The sequence below is a fragment of the Synechococcus sp. Nb3U1 genome (assembly GCF_021533835.1).
Lineage (GTDB): Bacteria > Cyanobacteriota > Cyanobacteriia > Thermostichales > Thermostichaceae > Thermostichus.
Genome location: NZ_JAKFYQ010000001.1, coordinates 1,890,938 through 1,914,671, shown reverse-complemented (window position 1 = coordinate 1,914,671; position 23,734 = coordinate 1,890,938). Strand labels below are relative to the sequence as shown.

The following is a 23,734-nucleotide window of genomic DNA, read 5'->3' as shown; positions in this document are numbered from 1 at the left end:
CAAATGCCGACAGCCGCATAACATAGACCCTGAGGGAGACGGAGTCAACAGTCAACCGTGAAAAGGTACTGAGTAAATTGATGCACAGACTCTAAACGCAGCAAACCATAAGCCAGCCCGAGGTTGGCTACGTTGCATTCAATGTTTCATTCCTAAATACGTTCCATCCGTTGAACTGTCACGTGTCTTTTAGCGTGACTTAAACCGTAGAATTGCCGCACTTACCTGCTGTAACAGTCACCTCAACTGGGCTTTGGACTAGCATCGCTGCTAGCGGCGACCTCTTCCGCTGGAGCGCCGCCAGATAGCGGTCTTCGTCATAGGGCACTCGGTCTTGCCAGCAGCGCCAGAGAATTCGTCCCCACTTATACGCCAGAGCGCGAACCGCTTTAGGATGACTTTTGCCCGATCGCCGCTGCTGCTGATAGAACGCATTGGCCCACGATGAGTGTCGCCGCGACTGGTCAGCCCACTCTACAAAGGACTGCCGCAAGAACTTTGGACAACTCCAGCGCCAATGCGTCCAGCGTTTCTTGCCACTCTCCTCTTTGACCGGTGCAATGCCGATATAGCTCATAAACGCCTGGGCGCTGCCGAAGCGACTGCGGTCATCGCCAAAGGCAACCAGCAGCCGAGGCGCAAGATGAGGACCTGCTCCAAGTAAAGCATCAAAAAACGCTGCATCTGGCAAAGACTGAAACAACTGCTCAATCGTTTGATTCAACTCATCAAGCCTGTACAAGAGTGCCTTGAGCTGAATCACCAGCGTTTGCACCAGCCACTGCATCGGTTTGACGATGCCTGGGTCTTCTGTCAGCGGGATGCCAGCGGTTTGGATTTGGTGAATGCGCCGCTCAATGGCGCTACGGCGGATGACTCGATGAGACTGGAAGAACTGAGTCAATTCCTCAGCCGAGGCTGCTTGGGCGCAGCGGAGGTCAGGGTACTGACTCATAAAGTCGCAAAACACTTGAGTATCTTTATCCTCAAACCAATCCAGCACTTGGGGATAAAAGTTTTTCAAGGCAGCGGTCATACGATTGGTCAACCGCACCTTCTCGCCCACCAGCATGCGGCGAGATTCACTCCACTGCCGCAAAGCCCGCAGTTCACAGGATGCGGGTTGCCACGGGGGAATCTTGTCAGGGTGCTTGAGCAACAGCTCAATCAAAATCTGGGCATCCACGGGGTCTGATTTGGCTCGTGAGGGCTGAAAGGCTCGCCGATAGTTGGAAACCGTGCGCGGATTGATGGGAAACAGCACTAGGTTTTCGTACTGGCACAGCGCGTAAATCAGGGGTTCTCGCTTTTGCTCCAGGCAGATGGCAATTGGGCTGTTGCCGTATCGCTGTTGCAAGGTCGCAACCCAATTGGCAATCTCTTGCGGTTGAGCGCCAATCACGCTGTATTCTCGCTGTGCGCTCTCGGGGTCGTACAGACAGATGTCGTGTTTGCGATCTGACCAGTCGATGCCGATGTAGGCGACAAAGGTTCTTTCCATCAGCTAAGTTGGGGATAGTTTGTTGTGAGGAACTGGGCGGCCTGCTTCTGAGCGAAGAGATTATGGAAGGTGTCTGTCACCACTCCCTGTTCGCGAAGCGTGTGCGAAGCACGTAGAATTCGTTGAAGGAAGCCGGTCAAGGTTGAGGCGATGCAATATGTTAGTAGACATCGGGCTGTCTGACGTTGGATGGTCGTCCTCAATCCCTAGCCCAGTCCCTTTTCCTATTACCATTTCTCTGGCTCTCGGCGATCTCTATGAGAGGAGCGAAGCGATATGTTAGTAGACATCTGACTGTCGCTCACTGCATGGTCGTCTCCTCTCCTTTGCTGTTCCGTCTCCCCATAAACCCGGTTGGAGCGGACTGAAGGGAGATGTTGGTGCTGGGCGTTATAAGATGCAACAATTCCCGTTAGCCTTCGGGAGAGCTTGTGGATCTGCACAACCTGCATACCTACATCCGTCCTCAACAGCTTGAGGAACTGACCGCCTGGGATCCCGGCTGGAACTGGTTGGCGGGAGGAACCTGGCTCTTTTCTCAGCCGCAACCGCACCTGCGGGGATTGGTGGATTTGCAACCCTTGGGTTGGGATGAGCTGGAGATTTGCTCGGAAGGGTTGACCCTAGGGGCTACCTGCACCTTCGAGCGGCTGCTCCAACAAGAGTGGCCACCCGACTGGCCGGGGATCCGCGCCTTGTGTGATGGGATCGCTGCCTTGGCCTCTTTTAAGGTGGCCCACTGCGCGACGGTGGGGGGTAATCTTTGTCTGGCCCTGACGGTGGGGGTAATGGCACCGGTGTTGATCGCTCTCGAGGCCACCTACACGCTGGTTAACTTGCAGGGATCCCTACGCCAAATCCCCGCCAGTCAGTTTCAAATCGGCCCCCAACAAACCCTACTGCAAGCGGGGGAAGCGCTACGGCGTATTTGGATCCCGGCCCAACGCCTGCGAGGCCCCAGTTCCTTTCAAAGGCTTGGCCTTGCCCAAACGGATCCCGCCCTAGTCATCGTTGTTGGCTCTCGGGATCCTGATTCGGGAGCTTATTGCTTTGGCCTCAATGCTGCGGTTTCTGTCCCCCAAGCTCTGCGGATCCCATCTCCTGGGGATTCCACCTTGATACCACAGCTCCTGCAGGAACACATCCACGGCTGGATCGCAGATTTTCGCGCCAGCAGCCTCTACCGCCGACGCATGAGCGAAGTGTTGATCCGCCGTTGCCTGGCTGCTTTGAGCTAATCGGGGTGCTGTCCCATTCCCGCCGGGGGTTGGGAGCGCCGTACCCATCCCGCCACAGCCAGCAAGGTGAGCAAATAGGGCAGTGCCAGCAGAAAATCCTTGGGCAGCGGCAACGTCAAAGCCTGGGCTTGCAATTGCAAAGCCTGGGCCGCACCAAAGCACAGGGCCACCATCAAAGTGCCCAGGGGGCGCCAGTTGCCGCAGATCAAAGCCGCCAAGGCAATGAACCCACGCCCCGCCGTCATCTGCTGCACAAACATCGAGAGTTCCCCAATTGCAAGGTAGGCCCCACCCCAACCGGCCAAAACCCCAGCCACCAGCAAAGCCCAATATCGGTAGCGCTGCACCGGGATCCCGACACTGGCCGCCGCTCGGGGATGTTCTCCCACCGCCAAAACCCTCAGCCCCCAGCGAGTTTCGTAGAGAAAGCCTTGGATCCCTAGCACCAGCAACAACCCCAAGGGCACCAACAGGTTCAATCCACCCACAAACGGTGGCAGCTTCGGCACCATTGGCGAAGTACCCGCCACTCCCCAAAGGCTCTGCAAAAGAAAGTTGGGCAAACTCAGGGCCAGCAGGTTCAACCCAGCTCCCGCCACAATCGGCTCCGCCCGCAAGCCCACACACCAAAGCGCATGCAATGCTGCTGCCAACATCCCACACAACCCGCCCACCAGCAAACCCACATAGGGATCCTGGCTGAGGTGGCTGCCCAAGGCTGCTCCAAAGGCCCCCAGCAGCATGTAGCCTTCTAGGGCAATGTTCATAATCCCAACCCGCTCCGAGAGCAGACCCGCCATCCCCGCCCAAATCAGAGGAGTCGCCATGCGCAAAGTGGCCAGGACAAAAGCCAAGGAGAACACCAGATCCCTCCAGTCGTGGCTCCAGAGATACGGCAGGGATCCCAGCAGGAAAAGTAACTAAAGCTACCCTTCTCCACTATTGCTAAAGGAATAATAAAGACTCAACACTTGCATTCCCAACGTGAACTTATGCGTTGCCCACATCTGTTCTCCCGATGGATCCAACTTTCAGTCGCCCTGCTCAGCCTGCTGATCCTCTGGGTAGCTGTCCGTCCTGGGCTTGCGCAACCCTCCACTATCACCGTCACCATGGTCACCGATCAAGCGGGGCTGGGGGATCAGGGCTTCAACGATCTGGCCTGGGCTGGGCTGCAAAAAGCAACAGCAGAACTAGGGGTGGAGGCCAAGTTCATCGAGTCGCGGGAGTTCGCTCAGTATGTGCCCAACTTGAGTGCCGCCGCCCGCACTAGTGATCTGACTGTTGGGGTAGGCTTCTTGCTCACAGATGCCATCGCTGAAGTGGCCAAGCAAAACCCGGAGCGCAAGTTTGCCCTGATTGATGCGGTGGCCGAAGAGGGCATCGACAACATTGCCTCGGTGGTGTTCCGGGAGCAGGAGGCATCCTTTTTGGCAGGGGTGGCCGCCGGTCTGATCACCCAGACGGGCAAAGTGGGAGCTCTAGGGGGCATTGAAATTCCGCCGGTGGTGCGTTGGATCTCCGGTTTTCAGGCGGGGGTGAAAACCGCCAACCCCGAAGCAGAGGTGCTAGTGGGCTATGTGGGCAGCTTTGCCGATCCCGCCCAAGGAAAGGGCTTGGCCGAAGCCCAGATCGCCCAGGGGGCGGATATTTTGTTTGAGGTGGGGGGCTTGAGCGGCACTGGCGTGTTTGAAGCTGCCCGGGAGCGGGGGGCAGGTACCTGGGTGATCGCCTCTGACAAAGACAAAAGCCAACTGGCTCCGGAAAACCAGCTGGCGGCGGTGGCCAAGGGGGTGGATGTGGCCGTGTTCAGCCAGGCGGAAGCTGTTGCCAAAGGCACCTTTCAAGGGGGGATCCTCGACTTAGGCCTCAAGGAAGGGGGGATGGCTCTGCTCACTCCCGGCAACAAAATTCCGGCAGCGGTGATGCAACAGGTGCAAACCTATGAAGCTCAAATCGAGGCAGGAACTTTAGTCCCTCCCACCACCGCCGAAGCATTGGCCTCCTTCCAGCCGCCTCGATAAAGACCCATTTGGAAGATACCCCATGGGGCAAGGGATCCCGGCTGCCGTTGAGATGAGCGGCATTGTCAAGCGTTTTGGCCCGGTGGTGGCTAACGCAGGCATTGATTTGCGGGTGGAATCTGGCGAAATTCACGCCCTCTTGGGGGAAAATGGGGCCGGAAAATCGACCCTGATGGCTATTCTCTACGGCTGGGTCAGTCCTGATGCCGGCACCATTCGGATTGATGGGATCCCGGTGCGCTTTCGTAATCCCCGCGATGCCGTGGCTGCCGGATTGGGCATGGTGCATCAGCATTTCCTGTTGATCCCGCGGTTCAGTGTGGCAGAAAACATCATCCTTGGTGCAGAGCCCCAAAAGGGGATTCGACTTGATCGCCATCAGGCGGTAGCCCAGGTGGAAGCGTTGATGCAAGCACAGGGGCTGTGGGTGGATCCCTGGGCGAAGGTGGCGGATCTGCCGGTGGGGATGCAACAACGGGTGGAATTGCTCAAGGCGCTCTATCGGGGCAGCCGCATTTTGATTTTGGATGAACCCACCGCTTTGCTGGCGCCCACAGAGGTCGAGGAGTTTTACCAAATCCTGCGCCGCTTGCGGGCTAACGGCCAAACCATTCTTTTCATCACCCACAAACTGCAGGAGGTGCTCACGGTCAGTGATCGGCTAACCGTGATCCGCCAAGGGCGCACGGTGGGCAGTTGTACCGCTGCTGAGGCCACCCCCGGCCAATTGGCGGAGATGATGGTAGGTCGCAGCCTTTCTCTGGGGGGAGCGATCGCGCCTGCTGCTGTCGGGGGGGATCCCTTGCTGGAAGTGGATCAGCTCGCCTTACGGCCTCCCTCTACACCTCAGTCGGGGCACCCCCAGGAGGGGATCCAGTTGCAGGTATGCGCTGGGGAGATCGTCGGCATCTGTGGTGTCGAGGGCAACGGCCAGACAGAACTGTTGGACTTGCTCATGGGGCACCGGCATAGCCCTGTCGGAACGGTGAAACTGCGCGGGCGGGATATTAGCCATTTTTCTCCCCTAGAAAGACGCCGCCTGGGACTGCGGACGATCCCGCCGGATCGCCATCAACAGGGGTTAGTCCTGAATTTTTCCCTCCTGGAAAACCTGCTGCTCACCCATAGCGAAGATCCGCCCCTAGCCCGTCGGGTTCGCCTAAATTACGCCCGTGCCCAGACCATAGCCCAAGAGCTGCTGCACCGGTTTGATGTGCGCGCCCCCTCAACCCGCCTACCCGCCCGCACCCTTTCGGGAGGCAACCAACAAAAATGGATCATCGCCCGGGAACTGTGGGGGGATCCCTGCCTGTTGCTAGCGGCCCAACCGACACGGGGATTGGATATTGGAGCAACCGAATTTGTGCATGAGCGGCTGCGGGAGGCACGGGCGCGGGGCTGTGGGATCCTGCTGATTTCCTTCGATCTCGACGAGGTTTTGGCCTTAAGTGATCGAATCCTGGTGCTTTTTCGGGGACAGATTAGCGGGGAATTTGCCCGTGGAGCAGCTTCACGGCAAGCTTTGGGCCTGCTCATGAGCGGGGGGCAACCTGGATAAAGTTTTTTCGATCGGGAAGGGAGCATACAAGCATGCAGGGAATCAACAAGGCACTGTGGGGAACCTTCTCAGATCCGCGGGTATGGCTGTTGGCCACCTTTGGGGTAGCCTTTTTGATGGGCGGCCTGATGATGGCAGTCGCCGGACGGGATCCCTGGCTCGCCTATCAGGCCCTGGTGCAAGGGGCTTTTGGCAGTGGGGCAGCCCTGAGTGAAACTTTGGTCAACTCCACACCGCTGATCTTCGGGGGGTTGGCCTTTGCTTTGGCCGCCCGAGGGGGGCTGTTCAACATCGGTATCGAAGGGCAACTGGTGTTGGGCGGGCTGGTGGCTGGCTGGACGGGATCCCTGCCTTTAGCTTGGCCGTCTTTATTGCATGTGCCTTTGAGTCTGGGATTGGCGGCGCTAGCGGGAGGACTTTGGGGCCTCTTACCTGGGCTCCTCAAGGCCCGCAACGGCACCCATGAGGTGATCACCACCATCATGCTCAACTACCTCAGCTTCCGCCTGACTGCCTATCTGGTGGGGCCGAGTGGGCCACTACGTTCTGGGCCACTCCCGGCTACAGCTCCTCTGGTGGCCGCTGCCCGATTGGATCCCTTGTGGTCGGGTACCCGCCTGAGTGGGGGATTGTTTTTGGCACTGCTCTTGGCTGCTTGGATTGGATTTGGCCTGTTTCGCACTCGAGCTGGCTTTCGCTTGCGAACCGTGGGATCCAGTCAGGGGGCCGCCCAGTATGCCGGGATTTCGGTGGTCGAGGTTTGGATCGGGGCGATGGTACTCAGCGGGGCTATAGCCGGGATCGGCGGGGCGGTGGAGGTGTTGGGGTTACATTATCGCTTCTACGACCAGTTTTCTCCGGGCTACGGCTTTACGGCGATTGCGGTTGGCTTGGTAGGGAACAATCATCCCTTGGGGGTAGTATTGGCCGGATTGTTCTTTGGAGCCTTAAATAATGGGGCAACAGCGATGCAAACCCTGGCGGATACCCCCAAAGATCTGGTGCAAATTTTGCAGTCCTTAGTGATTTTTTCGGTGGCAGCAGTAGCAGGACTAGCCCACCGACATAGAGGAAAGTAACAGCAACAACCCAAGAACAGCTCAAACAGGGGGCTCTATTGTCGAAACAATATCTCGGATCACCGCCTCCGCCTCTTGCCGTTGGTTGCCAGCCCTTTCCCCAGATCCGAGCAGAGAAATCCGATGCGCCAACACCGACACAAACAGGGTTTGCAAATCCTCTGGCAAGCAAAAACTGCGCCCATTCACCAACGCCTGCGCCCGTGCTGCCCGTGCCAAGGCCAAGGCCCCGCGAGTCGAAACCCCTGCCCGCAACAGCTTGGAGGCACGAGTTGCCTGCACCACTTGCAAAAGGTAATCCGCCAGGGATCCCTCTAAATGCACTTGATCCACCGCTGCCTGAATACGCCGTAACTCTGCTAGAGAGAGAACCGGCTGCAAAGAATCCACTGGCTCAGCTTGTTGCCGTTGTAGAAGTAGGGCTCGCTCGATCTCGGCGCTAGGATAACCAATCGACAACCGCACCAAAAACCGATCCAACTGACTTTCTGGTAAAGGATAAGTACCGTGATATTCCAACGGGTTCTGGGTAGCTAACACGATAAACGGATCCGGCAGAGAATAGGTGCGATCATCCACCGAGACTTGCTTTTCCGCCATCGCCTCCAACAGAGCACTTTGGGTGCGGGGAGAAGTCCGGTTAATCTCATCCGCCAAAATCACATGGGCAAAGATCGGGCCGGGGCGAAATTCAAAATCTGCCTTGTCTTTGTTGAACAGGGTGAGGCCCAAAATATCTGTCGGCAACAGGTCGCTGGTGAATTGAATTCGTTGAAAATCCGCCCCCAAACTGCGGGCTATGGCCCGAGCCAAGGTAGTTTTGCCGACACCTGGCACATCTTCAAGCAAGACATGGCCTTCTGCAACCAAGGCTGTGACTATCGCCCGCACCACCTGAGGCTTGCCCTGAAATACCGATTCGATATTGGCGTTCAGCCGACCAATTTGTTGGTGTAACCCTTGTAAGGCTTCTGCCGGGATCCCTGTTGAACCAGAAGCAGACAAGGTAGGGACAGCAGCCATAAATCATTCCCAAAGGAGCCTATATCCACCATACAGGTTGGATCCCCTCCTCAGCCGGGTATGGAATCCTGACAAACCCCAGTGGTAAGCCGGAGTATCATAGATTGGATGCCTCCACGAAGGATTTGAACCTTGGAACTGTCTTGTAAAACTGAATACGCCCTACTGGCTCTCCTGGAGTTAGCCCAGCACCACAATGATGGACAAGTGTTGCAAATCAAGGAAATCGCTGCCCATCAATCTATTCCCGACCGCTACCTAGAGCAGTTACTGGCCACCTTACGCAGGCAGGGATTGGTTCGCAGCCAACGGGGAGCCAAAGGCGGCTACTCTCTGGCACGGGCACCCTGGATGATCTCTCTGCTGGATGTGATCCAGGCCATTGAAGGGGAAGATCTGACCCGATCCCGCGATTTGCCCACAGCGGATCCCACCCCAGAGCGGGAAGTGCTTCTCAAGGCTTGGCAAGATGCACAAGCGGCGGCAGTGGCGATTCTGCAAAAGACCACCCTCCAAGACCTCTGCGACCAGCAAGCGCAACAGCAACGAGCCAATCTGATGTACTACATCTGAACCCACCGCACCCACCCCAGGACTGTTCAAGACAGGCTGGGATCCCTGGCAAGTTTTGGGTTATCCTGAAGCGCATTGTTTTTTTGACTGACCCCATTTCCATGACCGTCCAATCTCCTCGCTCTCAGGCTGCTGATTCTTTTTCCTCGGAAGATTTTGCCCAGGCTTTAGAGGCGCAAAACCTCGACTTTCGACCAGGACAGGTGGTACGGGGCCGCATCTTCCAACATCAGAATGACGGTGTCCTGGTGGATATTGGCGGCAAGTCTCCGGCCTTTTTGCCCCTGCGGGAAGCAGGGATCCGCCCAGTGGAGGATTTGAGTGAGCTGTTCCCGCTGAAAACGGAAGCCGAGTTTTTAATCGTCCGGGAAGACCGGGATGGACAGATATTACTCTCGGTGCGGCGCTTGCAATTGAAGCTGATCTGGGAGGAACTGGCCCAGAAGCAAGCCAACGGCCAGACGGTGACGGTTTCGGTGATCGGCACCAACAAGGGTGGGGTACTGGTGGATGTACAGGGGCTGCGCGGCTTTATTCCTCGCTCTCACCTCAACCAGCGGGAAGACCTCAAGGAGCTGGTGGGACAATCCCTGACGGCGGGCTTTATCGAAGTGAATGCAGAAGCCAATAAACTGGTGCTGTCGCAACGGGTGGCAGCTCAGGCCGAGAACTTGGGCCGTTATGAGATTGGCCAGGTGGTCGAGGGCAAGGTGAGTGGTCTGAAGCCCTTTGGGGTATTCGTGGATTTGGAAGGGGTAACCGGGCTACTGCACATCAAACAAGTGAGCCAAAGTTTTGTAGCCTCTCTGCCGGATTTGTTCAAGCCGGGCCAACTGATCAAAGCGGTCGTGATCGACCTGGATGAGGCCAAAGGACGGATGGCTCTTTCTACGCGGGTCTTGGAAAAGCATCCTGGTGAGGTGTTAGAGCAACTCGCAGTGGTTATGGATGAGGCGGAAGAACGCGCCAGTAAATTGAAGGGGAAAATCACGGCTGACGGCAAAGTCGTCTAATTCAACCTCTCTATCGCTGTACAGTGGGTTGTTCCCGATGAGTAGGGATCCCTTTCCCCCACAGGAATCGAGGTCAATTTCACCGGCCAGTGCTGCGCTATAGTTGGGGCAACAGTTCATCCCAAAGCTCATCCCAAAGCATTAAGCCTGTGAGCGATAACAATCAAGAGCTCAAAGACTTACTGGTGCTCCTGACCCAGCAGGTGACAGGACTCAACAAGCAAATGACACGGATTGCCGTTCTCATCTAATTTTTGGGCAAACGGTACTGGCTGACGATGCGCTGAGCAAAGGGAGGGACGTGTTGTTCTAGTTTTTGAGGATGTTGGCGGCGCACGTAGAGATAGTTGCGGGTGAAGTGAGAATCGATGGAGAAGCGGGCATATTCCAACCCCTGTGGCCCAATCCGCTCTATCACTGCCCCCATGAGATAGGCCAACCACATCGGCAAGGTCATGGCTTGGTCATAGGCTTGGATCCCTTGTTGAACAGCGGCTTGCCGGGATCCCTTGGATATCACCGCTTGGATCTCTAGCTCCTCCCAGACCAAATCCAGCAACTCTCGCCCCCGCCCATTGCGTACCAACAGCCATTGCCAGCCGAACGGGGATCCCATATAACCCACCACCAGATCCGCCAAGGCATTTACATAGTCAAAACAACTGAGGCAAGAGGGGGCAAAAACATCCTTCAACTGCTTGGTGTTGAGGCCAAAAAAGGGCACCTTTTCCACTGAGCCATCTTCGTGCTTGAAATGGACGCGGAAATCCTGCATGAATTCATAATGCACCACCGTTTCTGGGGAGCGGCTGGTGGTTTCGAGGAATTTTTGTAACCCGGCCCGGCTGACATTATCCACACAAGGGGTGCCCAACACGTAGAGTTTTTCTAAGCCCAGCTTCTTCTCCACCGCCCGCAAGGCCTGAATTTGGCAGCCCACCCCGATCACCAACAACCGCTTCAGACCGCTCTGTTCCACCTGCTCGAGCACCGATAAATTCGGAGATAAGGTTGGTTTGTTCACCCGTGCCGCCAAAACCTCCTCTGGGGTACGCGCCAAAATGGGTTGCGGCTTAAAGCGATCCTCCACATCCGCCCGCACACACACCACCCCCTCCACCAAGCCGGCAGTGAGGGCCTTCATGCCGATGCTACTGACAATGCCCGTCCACTGGGCTCCCTCAATCGGATCCCGTTTGCGGACGGTGAACATCTCTTCGTAAATACCGAAGTAATCGGTATCCGAAACCTCCGGGGTTGGGGATCCCACCCGTACCGATTCCCGCGACCGCCCGTGGGTGTGTTCCTCTAGTTCCGTAAATTGTTGATTTAAGAAGGCACAGGCTTCTTTGACCTGCGCCACATAGTGGGTATCGCAAAGGCCGCACTGGCTGCACAGCTCTTTGGCGGGGTAATGGCCGGAACGGATTGGTTGGGCTGGACGAGATGAACGGGATCCCATGGCAGTTGGAAAAAAAGCGACAGGGGCTGATGGCTGAAAACAGAACTTACAGGCCAGAGCCTAACTTACCTATTCCAGTGTGCTGCCAAAAGGGGTTGCTGCGGGCAAAGAAGCGTGAGCCCCTCAGAAATTGCTGCTGTAGCGTTCTTCCGACCAGGGTTCGCCGCGCATGTGGTAGCCGTTGCGTTCCCAAAAACCCGGTCGATCCTGCGGGAGAAACTCCAGGTCGCTAATCCACTTGGCACTTTTCCAGGCGTAGAGATGGGGCACCAGAGTCCGTACCGGGCCACCATGATCCACCGGGATCCGCTCCCCTTCTAGGGTGTGCACCATGTAGTTTTCAGGACGGATAAACTCCTCCAGGGTCAGGTTGGTGGTGTAGCCGCCGTAACAGTGTTGCATCACTGCCTTGGCCTCAGGACGAATCGACACTGCCTCTAACAAATCCAGGATCCGCACCCCCGTCCAGGTTACGTCCAGCTTCGACCAGCGGGTAACACAGTGAAAATCTGCCGTGAAGGTATGCTGAGGCAACGCCAGCAAATCCTCCCAGGTGAGCACCACCTCTTTTTCCACGGATCCCCAGATGCGTAGCTGCCATTCTTCCGGCTGGATCACCGGGGTATCCCCGTAGGTGAGGACAGGAAAGCCCCGCGCCAAATGCTGCCCAGGGGGCACTCGACTAGACAAGGGATCCTCCCCAGCCAACTTTTGAAAAAACTTGCCCACCATATCCACCTTGCTCTGCGAGCGTCGCTACTACCCTATCCCCAAAGGCTGTCGACAGGGTGAGAGAATCCTGAGAGAAGACGGGAACTGCTTATACCCGGTTTTTGCCCAACCCACTTTCCATCGCCCAACGAGCCAATTCGGTACGGTTGTGGAGGCCGGTTTTGCCCAGCATGTTGCTAACATGGCTTTCGATGGTGCGCTGGCTTACCCCAAGAGAATCCGCGATCTCCCGATTGGACATACCTTTGGCCACGTACTGGATCACCTTGGTTTCTGTTGGAGTGAGGTCAATTTCCCGATCCAGTTTCATAATCGGCTGAATGCCCACATTCTGCATCTGCAACAGGCGATCCGTATGTTTTAGGGAAGACTCCACCTGAGCCACCAGCTCTTCCGGCTCGAAGGGCTTGACCATGTAAACATCTGCCCCTGTGGTTAGGCCGCGCACCCGATCCGCCGTTTGCCCTCGCGCCGACAAAAAGATCACAGGCACCCAATCCGTGGCGGTGTTGGCTCGGATCGTCTCAACAAAGGTGTAGCCATCCATCTCCGGCATCATCACGTCACAGACGATCAAGTCAGGGGTGAAGTTGCGCATCGCCTCTAATCCTTCTCGACCGTTACTTGCCGGGATCACCTCATAGCCGCGAAACTCTAGGTAATCCTTGACCAGAAGGATCAAGTTCGGGTCATCATCAATGAGCAGCAATCGCTTTTGGTTGTCCACAGTTCGCCTTTCGCTTTCTAAAGAGCTAAAGAGGAAGGAGTTGAGGGGGAAGCCAAGGGTACCCGCAGATTTCAGTACACAACTATGATACTCAGGGATCCGATAGTTTACTGATTCTCCTTGCTAGAATTTAACCCAAACCTGCACATATACGGAGATGCGCTTTTATACAAAATTGACAAGAGTGAGATTACCCAACTGAAAAGCTTGGAAATAGCTGCATCAGAAGTTTTCTCACGATTCAGCGTCAGGGATCCCGTCTCTTAATCTTGCCCAGTCAGCAACAATTTGTAACAATTCATGTTCTCGCGCCTCGGTATGCCTGCACATGGGCAGATGGACGGGTCTGATAGAGAATGGGAGAAAAGCCTGAGCCGAGGAAAACAGGGTGGAAAAGGGCACGCTGGTGGAGTTTCGTCACAATAGCGACCGTGTATTGGCGGTGGTTCAGGGCACAGAAGGTAAAAAGAACCTGTTGTTGGGGGTTGCTTCGGGCCAGGTTCACAGTGTTCATCCCCGTCAGATTACCTTTGCCCTGAATAGCGGCTCCAGTTTCACCGCTTCTGATATTCCCGGCTTTTGGCAGGCCGTACAAGCCAAGTTGGATCCCGAGAGTCTGGCGGTTGCTTGGGAATTGGTGCAAGAAGACCACCACGTCCTCAGTCTGTCGGAGATCGCCCAGTTGTTATTTTCCGATGACTCCCCCATTTCCACCTATGCCACCTATCGCCTGCTCAGCGACGATCGCACCTATTTCAAGCCGAAAGGGGAAGGCTACGAACCGCGTACTCCAGCTCAGGTAAAGGAGATTCTGCATCAAATTGCGGTTACCCAACAACGGCAGCAGGAACAGGCGGAGTTTGAAGCGCATGTGCAGCAGGCTTTGGCCCATCCCGGACAGGGTTATGCCTGGACTGCTGCTGAACGAGCCCGCCTGGAATTGCTAGAGCGCCTGGCTTTGCAGGGGGCAGCAGCAGCGATCCGTAGCCACGATGATCTTTCCAACAACCTCAATGCCTCCGATCGAGAACGGGCCTCGCAACTCCTGGAACAGATGGGCTTTCCCGCCACACCCCAGGGGGCCTTTGATGCGCTGATTGCTTTGGGATTGTGGAGCCGCCACGAAAACCTGGCCCTACGCCTGACCGGGATCCCGACCCAGTTCCCGAAGGAGGTGGAGCAGTACACGCAAACTTTGCTGGAGGATCCCCCGCCCGAAGACTTGCCCCGCCGCGATCTCACCCACCTCCACACCTACACCATCGACGATGCCAGTACCCGCGATATTGACGATGCCCTCAGTATCGAGTCTTGGTCTGATGAGCGGGTGAAACTGTGGATCCACATTGCCGATCCCAGTCGTTGGGTACAGTGGGGGGATCCCCTGGATGTGGAGGCCCGTAAGCGGGGTACGAGCGTGTATCTGCCGGAGCAGGTCATTCCGATGTTCCCGCCGCAACTGTCCACCGGCCCGATGAGCTTGGTCCAAGGGGAAGTACGGCCCGCCCTCAGTTTTGGCATTGTACTAGGATGCAACGGCCAGATCCTCGCCTCCGAAATTTGCCTCAGCCAAATCAAAGTCACCTACCGCCTCACCTATGAAGATGCCGACGAGATGCTGGAGCTGGGAGCAGAGGCCCAATTGACGGCGATTGCCCAGGCAGCTCAGTGGCGCTACGGGTGGCGCATGGGTCAGGGAGCGATCCAGATCGGTCTGCCGGAACAAGACATCAAGGTGATCGATGACATTCCCTATCTGCGGGTCATTGAAGATACCCCCTCGCGGCAAATGGTGGCGGAAATGATGGTGCTCACCGGAGAGGTGGCGGCTCGCTTTGCCCACCAAAACGGGATCCCAGTGCCCTACCGCCTGCAACCGGCTCCCGATCTTCCCCCTCTAGAAGTTTTGGATGTGTACCCCCAAGGGCCTGTGCGTTCATTTGCCATCATGCGGTGCCTATCACGGGCGGAAGTAGGCACACAGCCAGGCCGACACACCGGATTGGGCCTGGATGCCTACTGTCAGGTGACTTCCCCGATTCGCCGCTATGCGGATTTGGTAGCCCACTACCAGATCAAAGCCTTTTTGCGGGGGGATCCCCTACCGTTAACGGAGCCGGATGTACAGCAGTTGTTGCTGGCTCTGGAGCCGGGCACCGGAGAGGCCATTCAGGTGGAGCGTAAATCCAAACGCTACTGGAGCATCGAATATCTGCGCCTGCGACCGGGCCAAATTTGGCGGGCTTTGGTCTTGGGCTATCTGCGCGAGCATGAGAATTTGGTGCTGGTGATGCTGGATGAAATCGCCTTTCGGGTGCCTGTGAGGTTAGAACGTCAGATCCCGCTAGGGGCCTGGATTGAACTAGAAGTGCTGCAAGCGGATCCCCGTGCCGATGTTATTGAACTGCGGCAGGTGGAGGAATAGCTCTGGTTCAGGCCATCAGCATTGATACTGTGACCCTGTAGGGCCTTGAGCAACCCTTTCGGGTCGGAGTCTGTGGAAGATGACAAAGTCTTTCATATCTACTACTGATGCCAACGGCGCTTCCAGACAGAAGTCGATTCCAGGAGGGATCCCTGTTGTTCCTGCTGTCGGCGCAGCCGGATTTCGGATCGTCCCTCTTGCAACGTTGGATCCCGGTAGGGCACAGCAGCGCGGGTTTTCAGGTGTTCCCACTCCATGTCCGAAAGGGGCGGCAAATCCTGACTCTGCGGTGAGGCCACCGTTCCCGGCCAAGGGCGACCCAAAGGGGGAGTAGAGCCAATGTGCAGACCCGCCTCTTGCAGAGCCGCTCGCACCGATGCTGCACAGGAATAGGTGGCTAAGTAGCCTTGGGGACGCATCCGTTCCGCCACAGCCCGCAGAAACTCCACCGTCCACAACTCCGGGCAGACAGAAGGAGAAAAAGGATCCAAAAACACAGCATCCGCCCACCCCAGCGGCACCTGCAACAGGGTTTGTCGGGCATCTCCCCACAACAGTTCCCCCTGCCACTGCTCCGATTGCCAGGAGCCCTGCTCGATCCACTGTTGCCAGGTCTGCCGAAAGCTCCAGTGGGATCCCACACCGGCTTGCCACGCCTGCCGCGGCACTTCCGGGGAACGCTCCAGGCCCATCACCCGCACCGGAAAGTTGGGCCTAACTTGCCAGAGGGTTTCCAGGGCAATGCCGGAGTTATACCCTAGGCCAAAGCAAATATCGAGGATGTGGATTGGTTGTAGGGGATCCCGTTCTAGCGGCAACCGATCCAGACGACAGGGACGGACAAATTTCTCCAGGGCCTCTTGTGCCGCGCCGCTCAGATTGTGAAACGCCTGCCCAAACTCTGCCGAGAAAAAGGTCAGGGATCCATCCCCCGTGGTCAAAAACGGCAACTTTGTTCCATGGGTCACCACCTGTCTTCCTCCTTTCCACTTATTTTCAGTTTGGCGATTCTTTGGTAGCTTGAGAACATTGAGATGTGTTTCGCAGATCACCTGTACAACCTCTCAACTGGCTCTCACCATCCCTACCCATGGGAGGAGATGTTTCAGCAGCTATGTCTTTACTGGACTGGTTCGCGGAGCGCCGCAAAGCTTCTTCGCTTAACCTGACGGGCAGCAGCCCCTTTGATAAAGAGCGTCAGGTACGGGAGATTGCCGATGGCCTCTGGCAAAAATGTTCTGCCTGCGACGCCCTCACCTACACCAAAGACCTGCACCAAAATCTGCAAGTTTGCCCCAATTGTGGCCATCACCAGCGCATTACAGCTCCCGAGCGTTTGGAGCAACTCCTGGATCCTGGCTCCTGGCAACCCCTCGACGAGCACTTGGCCCCGGCGGATCCGCTGTGCTTTTTCGACCAAAAGCCTTACCCTGAGCGCATCAGCAGCTACCAAGAGCGTACCCAACTCAAGGATGCTGTCTTGACAGGGCTGGGTAACCTGGACGGGATCCCACTGGCGGTTGGGGTAATGGATTTCCGCTTTATGGGCGGCAGCATGGGATCTGTGGTGGGAGAAAAAATCGCCCGCCTCACCGAACGTGCCACCCGGGATCATCTGCCCCTAGTGATCTTTTCTGCTTCTGGGGGGGCCCGTATGCAGGAAGGGATCCTCAGCCTGATGCAGATGGCCAAAACCTCTGCCGCCCTGCAACGACACCGCGACGCTGGGCAGTTGTTTATCTCTGTGCTCACCCAGCCCACCTATGGGGGGGTGACCGCCAGCTTTGCCATGTTGGGGGATTTGATCCTGGCAGAGCCGGGGGTACAGGTGGGGTTTGCCGGGCCGAACGTGATCGAGCAAACCATCGGCAAAGGTAAGCTGCCGGAGGGCTTCCAGACCGCCGAGTATCTGCTGGCTCACGGACTGATTGACGCGATTGTGCCTCGGACGGAGTTGCGCAAACGGTTGGCCCAGTTGCTTTATATGCACCGTCCTCGTTTGCACGTTTCCCTCCCCCCTCTCAATACCGATGTTCTCGCCCTAGAGCCCATGCTCTAAACCCATCCTCCCTTGGGGCTCCCTAGAGAGAACCCGCTGGTGAGGAATAACAGACGGTGCTAAGGTGAGGCATAAAGTTTTCGCTGGAAACGATGGATTTCAAGCCGCGCATTCGTACTGCCGAAACTCCCCAAGGCCAAAAGCTGGCAGTGGTTCCTCTGGAAGGCCGTTTCGATGCCAAAGCTGCCTCTGATGCTCGGCAACTGTTGCAACAGGTCTTGGATTTTGGTTACCCGAACCTGTTGATCGATATGTCGTCGGTCACGTTTATGGATAGCTCCGGGTTGGGGGTGCTGATCTCGGCATTGCGCAAATGTCGTGCTGCGGGTGGCAACCTCAGCCTCTGTAGCGTGCCCGAAAGCGTTGCTCTGGTACTCAATCTCACTTCCATGGAAAAGGTGTTGACCTGTTTTAGCGATCTGCAAACGGGCATCGCCAATTTTTCTCCTGCTTCCTCCGCCCGCTAGCTCCCAATCCTTTGGGTAACATGAGTAACAACTGAGTGACAGCCCTGCTGGAGATCAGTGGCGATACGGCTCAAATCCGGAGCTGATAGGATGACGCGGATTATCCCACCGCTTGGCACAGGGTTTCTAGCATCGCTTGTTCCTGGGAAGCTAGCTCCTGAATGGCCTGTTGGTACACCTGGGCGGGAGAGGATCCCTGGTTGACCTGTTGCAGCCAGCGCTGGGCCTCATTGCCCTGTTTCAGCAGCGTTTGCAGCGGAGCCAAAAAGCAACCAAACCCCTGCGGTTGAACGATGCGCCAAGCCTCCGTGAGCAGTTGCTCGATCCACTCCTGGGCCACCCGTTCGCGGCCCGTTTGCCAATCGATCAGGGTAGCGGACAGGGACTGGCGGGCAGCAGCTTGCTCGTTGTGATGGCAAAGGATCTCCAGTTCTGTCGGGGTCAATGAGCCTCGCAAGGGATCCAATGCCTCCGGCTCCGCCAGCAAATGCAACAGCCGCGCCTCGATCAACGCCGTAATCGCCAGGATCATCACCGGATCCCCCACCAAATCACAGATGCGCAGCTCCACCCAGTTCAGGTGATAGGGGCGTTCCGGGCCATTGGGACGGACAGAAGCCCACAGGTGGCGCACATTCTGCATCGTGCCCAGGGCCAACTGCTCCTGCATCCAGGTGATGTAATGGGCGTGATCCCGAAAGAGGGGAACCTGGGCCGGGGTCTTGGGAAATACCTGCCAACGACTGGAATGGGATCCCGTCACCTGCCCATCCAGAAACGGGGAAGAAGCGCTCAGGGCCAGATAAAGGGGAGCTTCCACCCGCAACAGACGACAGGCCCGGAAAATGGACTCGATATCTGGCAAGCCGACATTGATGTGAATGCTGGCGGTGACCACCTGGGTGCCGTAGGTACGCTCAATGTAATCGTGGTAGGGGTTACCCGGATCAGAACGCTCAAAGTGGTCGGCACCTCCCAAGGCGAGAGTGCTTCCCGGCAACAGGGTGTAGGGGCCAAGGCTGCGCAAATACTGCCGCAACCGAGCCCGTGGCTGTAACAATGCACAAATCAAATCTTCGTAGCGGCGCAGGGGAGGGGTAATATACTCGACATTGCGTCGATCCGGCTCCCGCACAAACCCCGGCAAGGTCTGGCAAATTAGATCCGACAAGCCCACCACTTCCCCGGTGGCGGTGCCGGTGTACATTTCCACCTCAAAGCCCTTGGTCAGTAGCACAGGCCAGCCTCCAGCCGCAGCCTCAACAGTCTAACCTTTCTCCTCTTCCCTATTTCTGTTTGATTTTGTTGGATTTTGTGAGGGATCCCTGTTTGTGTAATTGAGGTCTGTTAATGTCTGCCTGCAGAGCCCCCCAGGGATCCCCTCTGTATGATCAACATGATCACTCAACTGTTCCACAACCACCTCAGGGATCCCCGGTGTACTTCAGCGTTATCATCCCCACCTACAACCGCCGCCCCATCTTGGAGCCATGTTTGCAGGCTCTAGCCCAGCAGCAGCCCGGCCCTTATCAGGGCTATGAAGTGGTGGTGGTGGATGATGGTTCTAGCGATGGCACGGTGGAATGGCTGCAATCTGCCCCCTTGGGTTTGCCCAAGCTAAAGCTGCTACGTCAGGAGCACCAAGGTCCCGCCGCCGCCCGCAATCTTGGATTTCGCCATGCCCAGGGATCCGTGATCATCTTCATCGACAGTGACCTAGTGGTGGTGGATCACTTCCTGGCCAGTCATGCCCAGATGTTGCAGCAGCAGGGGGTGACAGGGGATGCCAACCATACCAATGAGGGCAGGGTGTTTACCTATGGGCGGGTGATCAACACCAGCAATTTTCAGGATCCCCGATCCGAACCCTTCAAACCCACAGACTTTTCGGCAGCCTTTTTTGCCACCGGCAACGTCGCCATCGCCCGCCATTGGTTGCAGTTGGCCTCAGAAACCACAGCTGGCCCTTTCGACGAACGCTTTCAACTCTACGGCTGGGAAGACCTGGAATTAGGGGTGCGGTTGAAACGCCTGGGCCTGAAATTGGTGAAATGTCCCCAGGCAGCGGGCTATCACTGGCACCCCCCTTTTGAGCTGAAGCAGATCCCCGGGTTAATCGAGCGGGAACGGCAACGGGGCCGCATGGGGATCCTCTTCTACCAAAAACATCCCACTTGGGAGGTGCGCCTGATGATCCAGATGACCCCTTTGCACCAAATCCTTTGGGGGTTGTTGTCGTTGGGGGGATGGCTGAACGAAAAACGGGTGGAACCTTTGCTAAGCTGGCTAATCGCCCAGGGTCGCCCGCAACTGGCTTTGGAACTGTGCCGGGTGTTTTTCTTGAATTGGTACAACGTACAGGCGGTTTACGAAAGCTACAGGGAAATGAAAGACCGAAACAACGGGATCCACTCCGCCTGAGCCGCCACCAAGGTGGGATAAGCCAAGCGGCCATAGTCTTTGCCTGGGATCAGTGGCTGCCCCAGATCGGGATCGCCAAGACCCAGAGGTTCCCAGATGGCACCGGCTCCCCGCACAATTGCCCACACAGCCGCGATATCCCAAATCTTCGGGGATCGTTCTACTGCTCCCAAAAGGGTACCGCAGGCCACCGACAGCATATTGTAGGCGGCTCCCCCCATCATGCGGGCTTTGCAGGGAAATTGTGGGCTAATCCAATGGCTGCTGCGGGAGCAAAAATTAAACAACTGGTTGGGGCCGGGGTGAGCCTTACTGGGGCGAATCGGTTGGGGATGGGCGGGATCTTGGTCGTGTCGGGTGAGAAACGCGGCTGCCCCAGGATCGGTGGCGGACTGAGGGTAGTAGCCATGAAAGGTTTGGCGTATCGGAGGCAAATGCACACAGCCAAACACCGGCAAACCGTGATGCAACAGGGCCAGAGAACTCCCCCAAATCGGGATCCCACGGGCGAAATTGGTGGTGCCATCCAGCGGATCCACCACCCAACACCATTCCGTCCCTGGGAAGATGTGGTTCGATTCCTCGCTTAGGTACCCATGATCGGGAAAAGCAGCGGCGATCGCTGCTTGAAAAGTGTGATCCGCCCATTCATCCGAGGGAGTGACCAAGCTGCCATCGGCTTTTTCGGTGGACTGAACCCGTCCGAAATCCGCTAAAAGCTGGGATCCCACAGTGGCGGTGATCTGCAGGGCCAATTCGGTTACCTCAAGCCAGAAGAGAGATAAAGCTGGCGGGACGGTTGCAGAAGGAAAGTTCATGCCCCAATCCTAGCGGGATCCCGTCCTCTTGGGTGGGCAAAATCCTGGACCGAGATAGCAACAACAAGATAGATGATTACGATCCCCTCCCACAAACAAGCCTCGAGCTCTGGCAGCCTTTTCCGACACACAGGCCCTTGAGCTAGGCAAAAAACTTATGGAGCAAGGGATTGACCTGAATCTGCCATATCAGATAACGCTGGAAAAGGCTGTAAGCTGACTAGAATCGTAGTTGAGCTATCGACGGCTGGCGGTTTCTCGCATGAACCAGCGCCTGATTGGACAACTGATTGGCAACCGCTACCGACTGACCTACCACGTCAGCGAAGGGGGCTATGGCAATGTGTTCAAGGCTGTGGATACCCAACTGGATGATGAGTTGGTGGCGGTGAAGTTGTTGCGCCCGCCTCCACCCGACATGGAGCCGGAGTATTATCAGCAACTCCAGCAACGCTTTATGGATGAGGCCCGGGTGAGTGCTCTGTTGGGGGAACACCCCAATATTGTACAGGTGCGCTCCTACGGAATGTATCAAAACCAGCCTTACTTGGTGATGGAGTATCTGAACGCCAAACCTTACAATGGCCAGGGCTTGGACTATGTTTTAACGCGAGAAGGCCCCCTACACCCGGAACGAGTGGTGAGTCTGGCTCTGCAAATTTGTTCAGCCCTTCACCATGCCCACAACTTTCGAATGGATTTGGGCAGGCACTCGATTCAGGGGGTGATTCATAGGGATATCAAGCCCAGCAACATCTTTGTGCAGAAGGGGCCAGACGGGAAGGAGCGCATCAAGATCCTCGACTTTGGCATCTCCAAACTGATGGGAGAAACCTCCCGTGGCCTCACCCAAACCGGCTATTTTCTGGGCACAATGGTCTATGCTTCGCCGGAGCAAATGCGCGGAGAAAAACTGGATGCCCGCTCCGATATTTATTCGTTAGGGTTGTTGTTGTACGAATTGCTGACGGGTGTGTTGCCCTTCGAGCCAGATACCGACAGTTTACAGGGCTGGTACCATGTCCACAACTTTCAAAAGCCCCGTCCTTTTCGGGAGCACAAGCTGCTCCATCGCATCCCGGATGCCTTGGAAAAGGTGATTTTTAGCTGTCTGGAAAAAGATCCCGCCCTCCGGCCCCCCAATATGGAGGTGCTTAGCCAGCAGCTCCGCGCCGTTTATGGGGATAAGATCGCTCCGCCCACGTCTCCGGCCCGCTCGGCACCACCGCAAAGTATTCGCCCCCAACGGATCCCGACGGGCTTTGGTCAACAGGCTACCCAACAGCCGCTGGGTCGAGTCGACCCCAAACCGGTGGTGGATGAAGAGGATCTTCAACGGGCGGTGCACCTTATCGAAGAAGGGGAGTACAAAGTGGCGGTACATCTCCTCAACGAGATGATTCACTCAGCCCCCAATGAAGCTCGCTACTACCTTTACCGAGCTCTGGCCCACCAACGGCAGGGGTATTGGGGTCTTGCCCAGATGGACTATCAGGGGGTACTGCGCTTGGAGCCGGATAACCTCTCGGCAGAACAGGGCCTGCAGGAGGTCGAGCAGCAAGTTGGGCAGGAATATTTCAACAGCAAGTCCGGATCCCGGATTCTCAATACGCCACGCTTGAGCAAAGGGTTGGCCCTGGGTTGGCTCTTGGCCAATTTTGGGGCGGCTGGGATCAGCTATCTGGGGATAGGGGCGTTGGCTCCGCTGCTGGGATCCCTGGGAGCACTGGCCGGTGGTTTGGCCGGCGCTGGGCTCGGCTTGGTGATGGGTGTGCTGCAGTGGGTGGTGCTGCGACGACGGGTCTCTCCCTGGTGGATAGGCGCAACTGGGTTGGGGACGGCTTTGGGTTGGGTGGGGGCCGAGTTTTTGGCCCCGCTGCTGGGAATGGCTATCCTCGACTGGATTGTGGCGGATCCCTTGCCTCAAAGTGCTTTGCTGGGGATGAGCAGTGTATCTCGTGGTTTGCTAGTAGGGATTGCGGTTGGTGGATTGCAGTGGGCCTTGCTGTCTCAGCACTGGAAGGGCACCTGGGCCTGGATCTTAGCCACGATTGCGGAAGGGGGGGTGTCGGCACTACTGCTGGGTTGGTTACTTTCTCGTCTTGGGTTAGACAGTTGGGTGCTGTTCGGGATTGGGCTGCTGGCCAACACACGTCCTCTCAGTGGGATTGTGTTGCTCAATTTGCGACGGATCCCTGCTGCTCAACGCAAGAAAACTCGAAATACAGCTGCTAAGCCCGGTTCGGATCCCACTCAAAACAACCGCCGACCCAGGTAGAATCCTGGCTGCCTGACGCTGTACACAAACAAACTTGAGATACCCTTAAAAAGCAAAAAGACCCTCATTCGAGAGCCTTCTTGGAGATTCTATTGCGCCGTTTTACCGCGGTTTTCGACCTGGAGGATCCAGTCTAGGATATCGGGGATGAGTCTTGATAGTTTCCAAACTAAATTTGGCCTACTGCTCTCACATCCACAACCCATCCTAATTGTCGAAAGGTATAGATCAGAAAAACATAACGGCAGTCACCAACGCCGCAGAACCTTTTACTGATCATACCTCATTCCTCCGGCTGTCAAAGATGGGATCCCTGAGGAATGGATTCAACGAGCC

The 23,734-nt window shown here is 56.6% G+C and carries 20 protein-coding genes and 1 other RNA gene; 11 read left to right on the top strand and 10 right to left on the bottom strand.

Annotated features, from left to right (window positions below; genetic code table 11):
- Positions 1 to 199: 199 nt before the first annotated feature.
- Positions 200 to 1,501 carry an IS110 family transposase gene (locus L1047_RS09000; protein WP_235278524.1) on the bottom strand — a complete coding sequence of 434 codons (1,302 nt, stop codon included), beginning with the start codon at positions 1,499 to 1,501 and terminating at the stop codon, positions 200 to 202.
- Positions 1,502 to 1,932: 431 nt separating this feature from the next.
- Here L1047_RS09000 and L1047_RS08995 point away from each other — a divergent pair, with 431 nt between their 5' ends.
- On the top strand, positions 1,933 to 2,739 hold the full coding sequence (locus tag L1047_RS08995; RefSeq protein ID WP_235278523.1) for an FAD binding domain-containing protein: 807 nt from the start codon (positions 1,933 to 1,935) through the stop codon (positions 2,737 to 2,739).
- On the opposite strand, the gene L1047_RS08990 is transcribed toward L1047_RS08995, so the two are convergent.
- Positions 2,736 to 3,593, bottom strand: a complete 858-nt coding sequence (locus L1047_RS08990; RefSeq protein ID WP_235278522.1) for an ABC transporter permease — start codon at positions 3,591 to 3,593, stop codon at positions 2,736 to 2,738. The genes L1047_RS08995 and L1047_RS08990 overlap by 4 nt on opposite strands.
- Positions 3,594 to 3,731: 138 nt before the next feature.
- Here L1047_RS08990 and L1047_RS08985 point away from each other — a divergent pair, with 138 nt between their 5' ends.
- The 3 genes from L1047_RS08985 to L1047_RS08975 are packed head-to-tail and all read left to right on the top strand — an operon-like array spanning position 3,732 to position 7,400.
- Entirely contained in the window at positions 3,732 to 4,763 is a 1,032-nt protein-coding gene (locus L1047_RS08985; RefSeq protein WP_235278521.1) for a BMP family lipoprotein, read from the top strand.
- A 22-nt stretch (positions 4,764 to 4,785) separates the two neighbouring features.
- A complete protein-coding gene (locus L1047_RS08980; RefSeq protein ID WP_235278520.1) occupies positions 4,786 to 6,321 on the top strand; it encodes an ABC transporter ATP-binding protein in 1,536 nt (511 codons plus the stop codon).
- Positions 6,322 to 6,353: 32 nt separating this feature from the next.
- Positions 6,354 to 7,400, top strand: coding sequence for an ABC transporter permease (locus tag L1047_RS08975; protein WP_235278519.1), 1,047 nt, complete (start codon positions 6,354 to 6,356; stop codon positions 7,398 to 7,400).
- A 21-nt stretch (positions 7,401 to 7,421) separates the two neighbouring features.
- On the opposite strand, the gene L1047_RS08970 is transcribed toward L1047_RS08975, so the two are convergent.
- On the bottom strand, positions 7,422 to 8,423 hold the full coding sequence (locus L1047_RS08970; protein ID WP_235278518.1) for an AAA family ATPase: 1,002 nt from the start codon (positions 8,421 to 8,423) through the stop codon (positions 7,422 to 7,424).
- 132 nt (positions 8,424 to 8,555) lie between these two features.
- Here L1047_RS08970 and L1047_RS08965 point away from each other — a divergent pair, with 132 nt between their 5' ends.
- Positions 8,556 to 8,996 (top strand): RrF2 family transcriptional regulator, encoded by a 441-nt coding sequence (locus tag L1047_RS08965; RefSeq protein ID WP_235278517.1) that lies wholly within the window; start codon positions 8,556 to 8,558, stop codon positions 8,994 to 8,996.
- Positions 8,997 to 9,097: 101 nt separating this feature from the next.
- Positions 9,098 to 10,009: a S1 RNA-binding domain-containing protein gene (locus tag L1047_RS08960; protein WP_235278927.1), complete on the top strand. Its 912-nt coding sequence runs from the start codon at positions 9,098 to 9,100 to the stop codon at positions 10,007 to 10,009.
- A gap of 247 nt (positions 10,010 to 10,256) precedes the next feature.
- Here the strand turns inward: L1047_RS08960 and L1047_RS08955 are convergent, their stop codons facing one another.
- The 3 genes from L1047_RS08955 to L1047_RS08945 form a co-directional block, all read right to left on the bottom strand.
- Positions 10,257 to 11,471 (bottom strand): Coenzyme F420 hydrogenase/dehydrogenase, beta subunit C-terminal domain, encoded by a 1,215-nt coding sequence (locus L1047_RS08955; protein ID WP_235278516.1) that lies wholly within the window; start codon positions 11,469 to 11,471, stop codon positions 10,257 to 10,259.
- A gap of 123 nt (positions 11,472 to 11,594) precedes the next feature.
- Complete coding sequence (locus tag L1047_RS08950) at positions 11,595 to 12,203, bottom strand: sulfite oxidase-like oxidoreductase (RefSeq protein ID WP_235278515.1); 609 nt, start codon at positions 12,201 to 12,203, stop codon at positions 11,595 to 11,597.
- An 88-nt stretch (positions 12,204 to 12,291) separates the two neighbouring features.
- Positions 12,292 to 12,930: a response regulator transcription factor gene (locus L1047_RS08945; protein ID WP_235278514.1), complete on the bottom strand. Its 639-nt coding sequence runs from the start codon at positions 12,928 to 12,930 to the stop codon at positions 12,292 to 12,294.
- 388 nt (positions 12,931 to 13,318) lie between these two features.
- Here L1047_RS08945 and L1047_RS08940 point away from each other — a divergent pair, with 388 nt between their 5' ends.
- Positions 13,319 to 15,355, top strand: coding sequence for a ribonuclease catalytic domain-containing protein (locus L1047_RS08940; RefSeq protein ID WP_235278513.1), 2,037 nt, complete (start codon positions 13,319 to 13,321; stop codon positions 15,353 to 15,355).
- Positions 15,356 to 15,456: 101 nt separating this feature from the next.
- Here L1047_RS08940 and L1047_RS08935 read toward each other — a convergent pair whose 3' ends face one another.
- Complete coding sequence (locus L1047_RS08935; protein WP_235278512.1) at positions 15,457 to 16,323, bottom strand: tRNA (5-methylaminomethyl-2-thiouridine)(34)-methyltransferase MnmD; 867 nt, start codon at positions 16,321 to 16,323, stop codon at positions 15,457 to 15,459.
- A 146-nt stretch (positions 16,324 to 16,469) separates the two neighbouring features.
- Here L1047_RS08935 and accD point away from each other — a divergent pair, with 146 nt between their 5' ends.
- On the top strand, positions 16,470 to 17,414 hold the full coding sequence (gene accD, locus L1047_RS08930) for an acetyl-CoA carboxylase, carboxyltransferase subunit beta (RefSeq protein ID WP_235278511.1): 945 nt from the start codon (positions 16,470 to 16,472) through the stop codon (positions 17,412 to 17,414).
- A 92-nt stretch (positions 17,415 to 17,506) separates the two neighbouring features.
- Positions 17,507 to 17,881, top strand: a complete 375-nt coding sequence (locus L1047_RS08925; RefSeq protein WP_235278510.1) for an STAS domain-containing protein — start codon at positions 17,507 to 17,509, stop codon at positions 17,879 to 17,881.
- A gap of 100 nt (positions 17,882 to 17,981) precedes the next feature.
- Here the strand turns inward: L1047_RS08925 and gshA are convergent, their stop codons facing one another.
- Positions 17,982 to 19,118: a glutamate--cysteine ligase gene (gene gshA, locus L1047_RS08920; protein WP_235278509.1), complete on the bottom strand. Its 1,137-nt coding sequence runs from the start codon at positions 19,116 to 19,118 to the stop codon at positions 17,982 to 17,984.
- A 200-nt stretch (positions 19,119 to 19,318) separates the two neighbouring features.
- Here gshA and L1047_RS08915 point away from each other — a divergent pair, with 200 nt between their 5' ends.
- Positions 19,319 to 20,302, top strand: a complete 984-nt coding sequence (locus L1047_RS08915; protein ID WP_235278926.1) for a glycosyltransferase family 2 protein — start codon at positions 19,319 to 19,321, stop codon at positions 20,300 to 20,302.
- On the opposite strand, the gene L1047_RS08910 is transcribed toward L1047_RS08915, so the two are convergent.
- On the bottom strand, positions 20,257 to 21,120 hold the full coding sequence (locus L1047_RS08910; RefSeq protein ID WP_235278508.1) for an inositol monophosphatase family protein: 864 nt from the start codon (positions 21,118 to 21,120) through the stop codon (positions 20,257 to 20,259). The two genes, L1047_RS08915 and L1047_RS08910, sit on opposite strands and share 46 nt — an antisense overlap.
- A gap of 232 nt (positions 21,121 to 21,352) precedes the next feature.
- On the opposite strand from L1047_RS08910, the gene L1047_RS08905 reads away from it, so the two are divergent.
- Entirely contained in the window at positions 21,353 to 23,398 is a 2,046-nt protein-coding gene (locus L1047_RS08905; protein ID WP_235278507.1) for a protein kinase domain-containing protein, read from the top strand.
- Between the two features lie 82 nt (positions 23,399 to 23,480).
- On the opposite strand, the gene ssrS is transcribed toward L1047_RS08905, so the two are convergent.
- Positions 23,481 to 23,667: non-coding RNA, 6S RNA (gene ssrS / locus L1047_RS08900), on the bottom strand.
- Positions 23,668 to 23,734: the final 67 nt, after the last annotated feature.

What these genes read in the sequence shown, in the direction of transcription:
- accD (WP_235278511.1), top strand. Translation starts at nt 16,470, where the DNA reads ATGTCTTTACTGGACTGGTTCGCGGAGCGCCGCAAAGCTTCTTCGCTT.
- L1047_RS08960 (WP_235278927.1), top strand. Translation starts at nt 9,098, where the DNA reads ATGACCGTCCAATCTCCTCGCTCTCAGGCTGCTGATTCTTTTTCCTCG.
- L1047_RS08955 (WP_235278516.1), bottom strand. Translation starts at nt 11,471, where the DNA reads ATGGGATCCCGTTCATCTCGTCCAGCCCAACCAATCCGTTCCGGCCAT.
- L1047_RS08925 (WP_235278510.1), top strand. Translation starts at nt 17,507, where the DNA reads ATGGATTTCAAGCCGCGCATTCGTACTGCCGAAACTCCCCAAGGCCAA.
- L1047_RS08975 (WP_235278519.1), top strand. Translation starts at nt 6,354, where the DNA reads ATGCAGGGAATCAACAAGGCACTGTGGGGAACCTTCTCAGATCCGCGG.
- L1047_RS08980 (WP_235278520.1), top strand. Translation starts at nt 4,786, where the DNA reads ATGGGGCAAGGGATCCCGGCTGCCGTTGAGATGAGCGGCATTGTCAAG.
- L1047_RS08910 (WP_235278508.1), bottom strand. Translation starts at nt 21,120, where the DNA reads ATGAACTTTCCTTCTGCAACCGTCCCGCCAGCTTTATCTCTCTTCTGG.
- L1047_RS08970 (WP_235278518.1), bottom strand. Translation starts at nt 8,423, where the DNA reads ATGGCTGCTGTCCCTACCTTGTCTGCTTCTGGTTCAACAGGGATCCCG.
- L1047_RS09000 (WP_235278524.1), bottom strand. Translation starts at nt 1,501, where the DNA reads ATGGAAAGAACCTTTGTCGCCTACATCGGCATCGACTGGTCAGATCGC.
- L1047_RS08950 (WP_235278515.1), bottom strand. Translation starts at nt 12,203, where the DNA reads ATGGTGGGCAAGTTTTTTCAAAAGTTGGCTGGGGAGGATCCCTTGTCT.
- L1047_RS08985 (WP_235278521.1), top strand. Translation starts at nt 3,732, where the DNA reads ATGCGTTGCCCACATCTGTTCTCCCGATGGATCCAACTTTCAGTCGCC.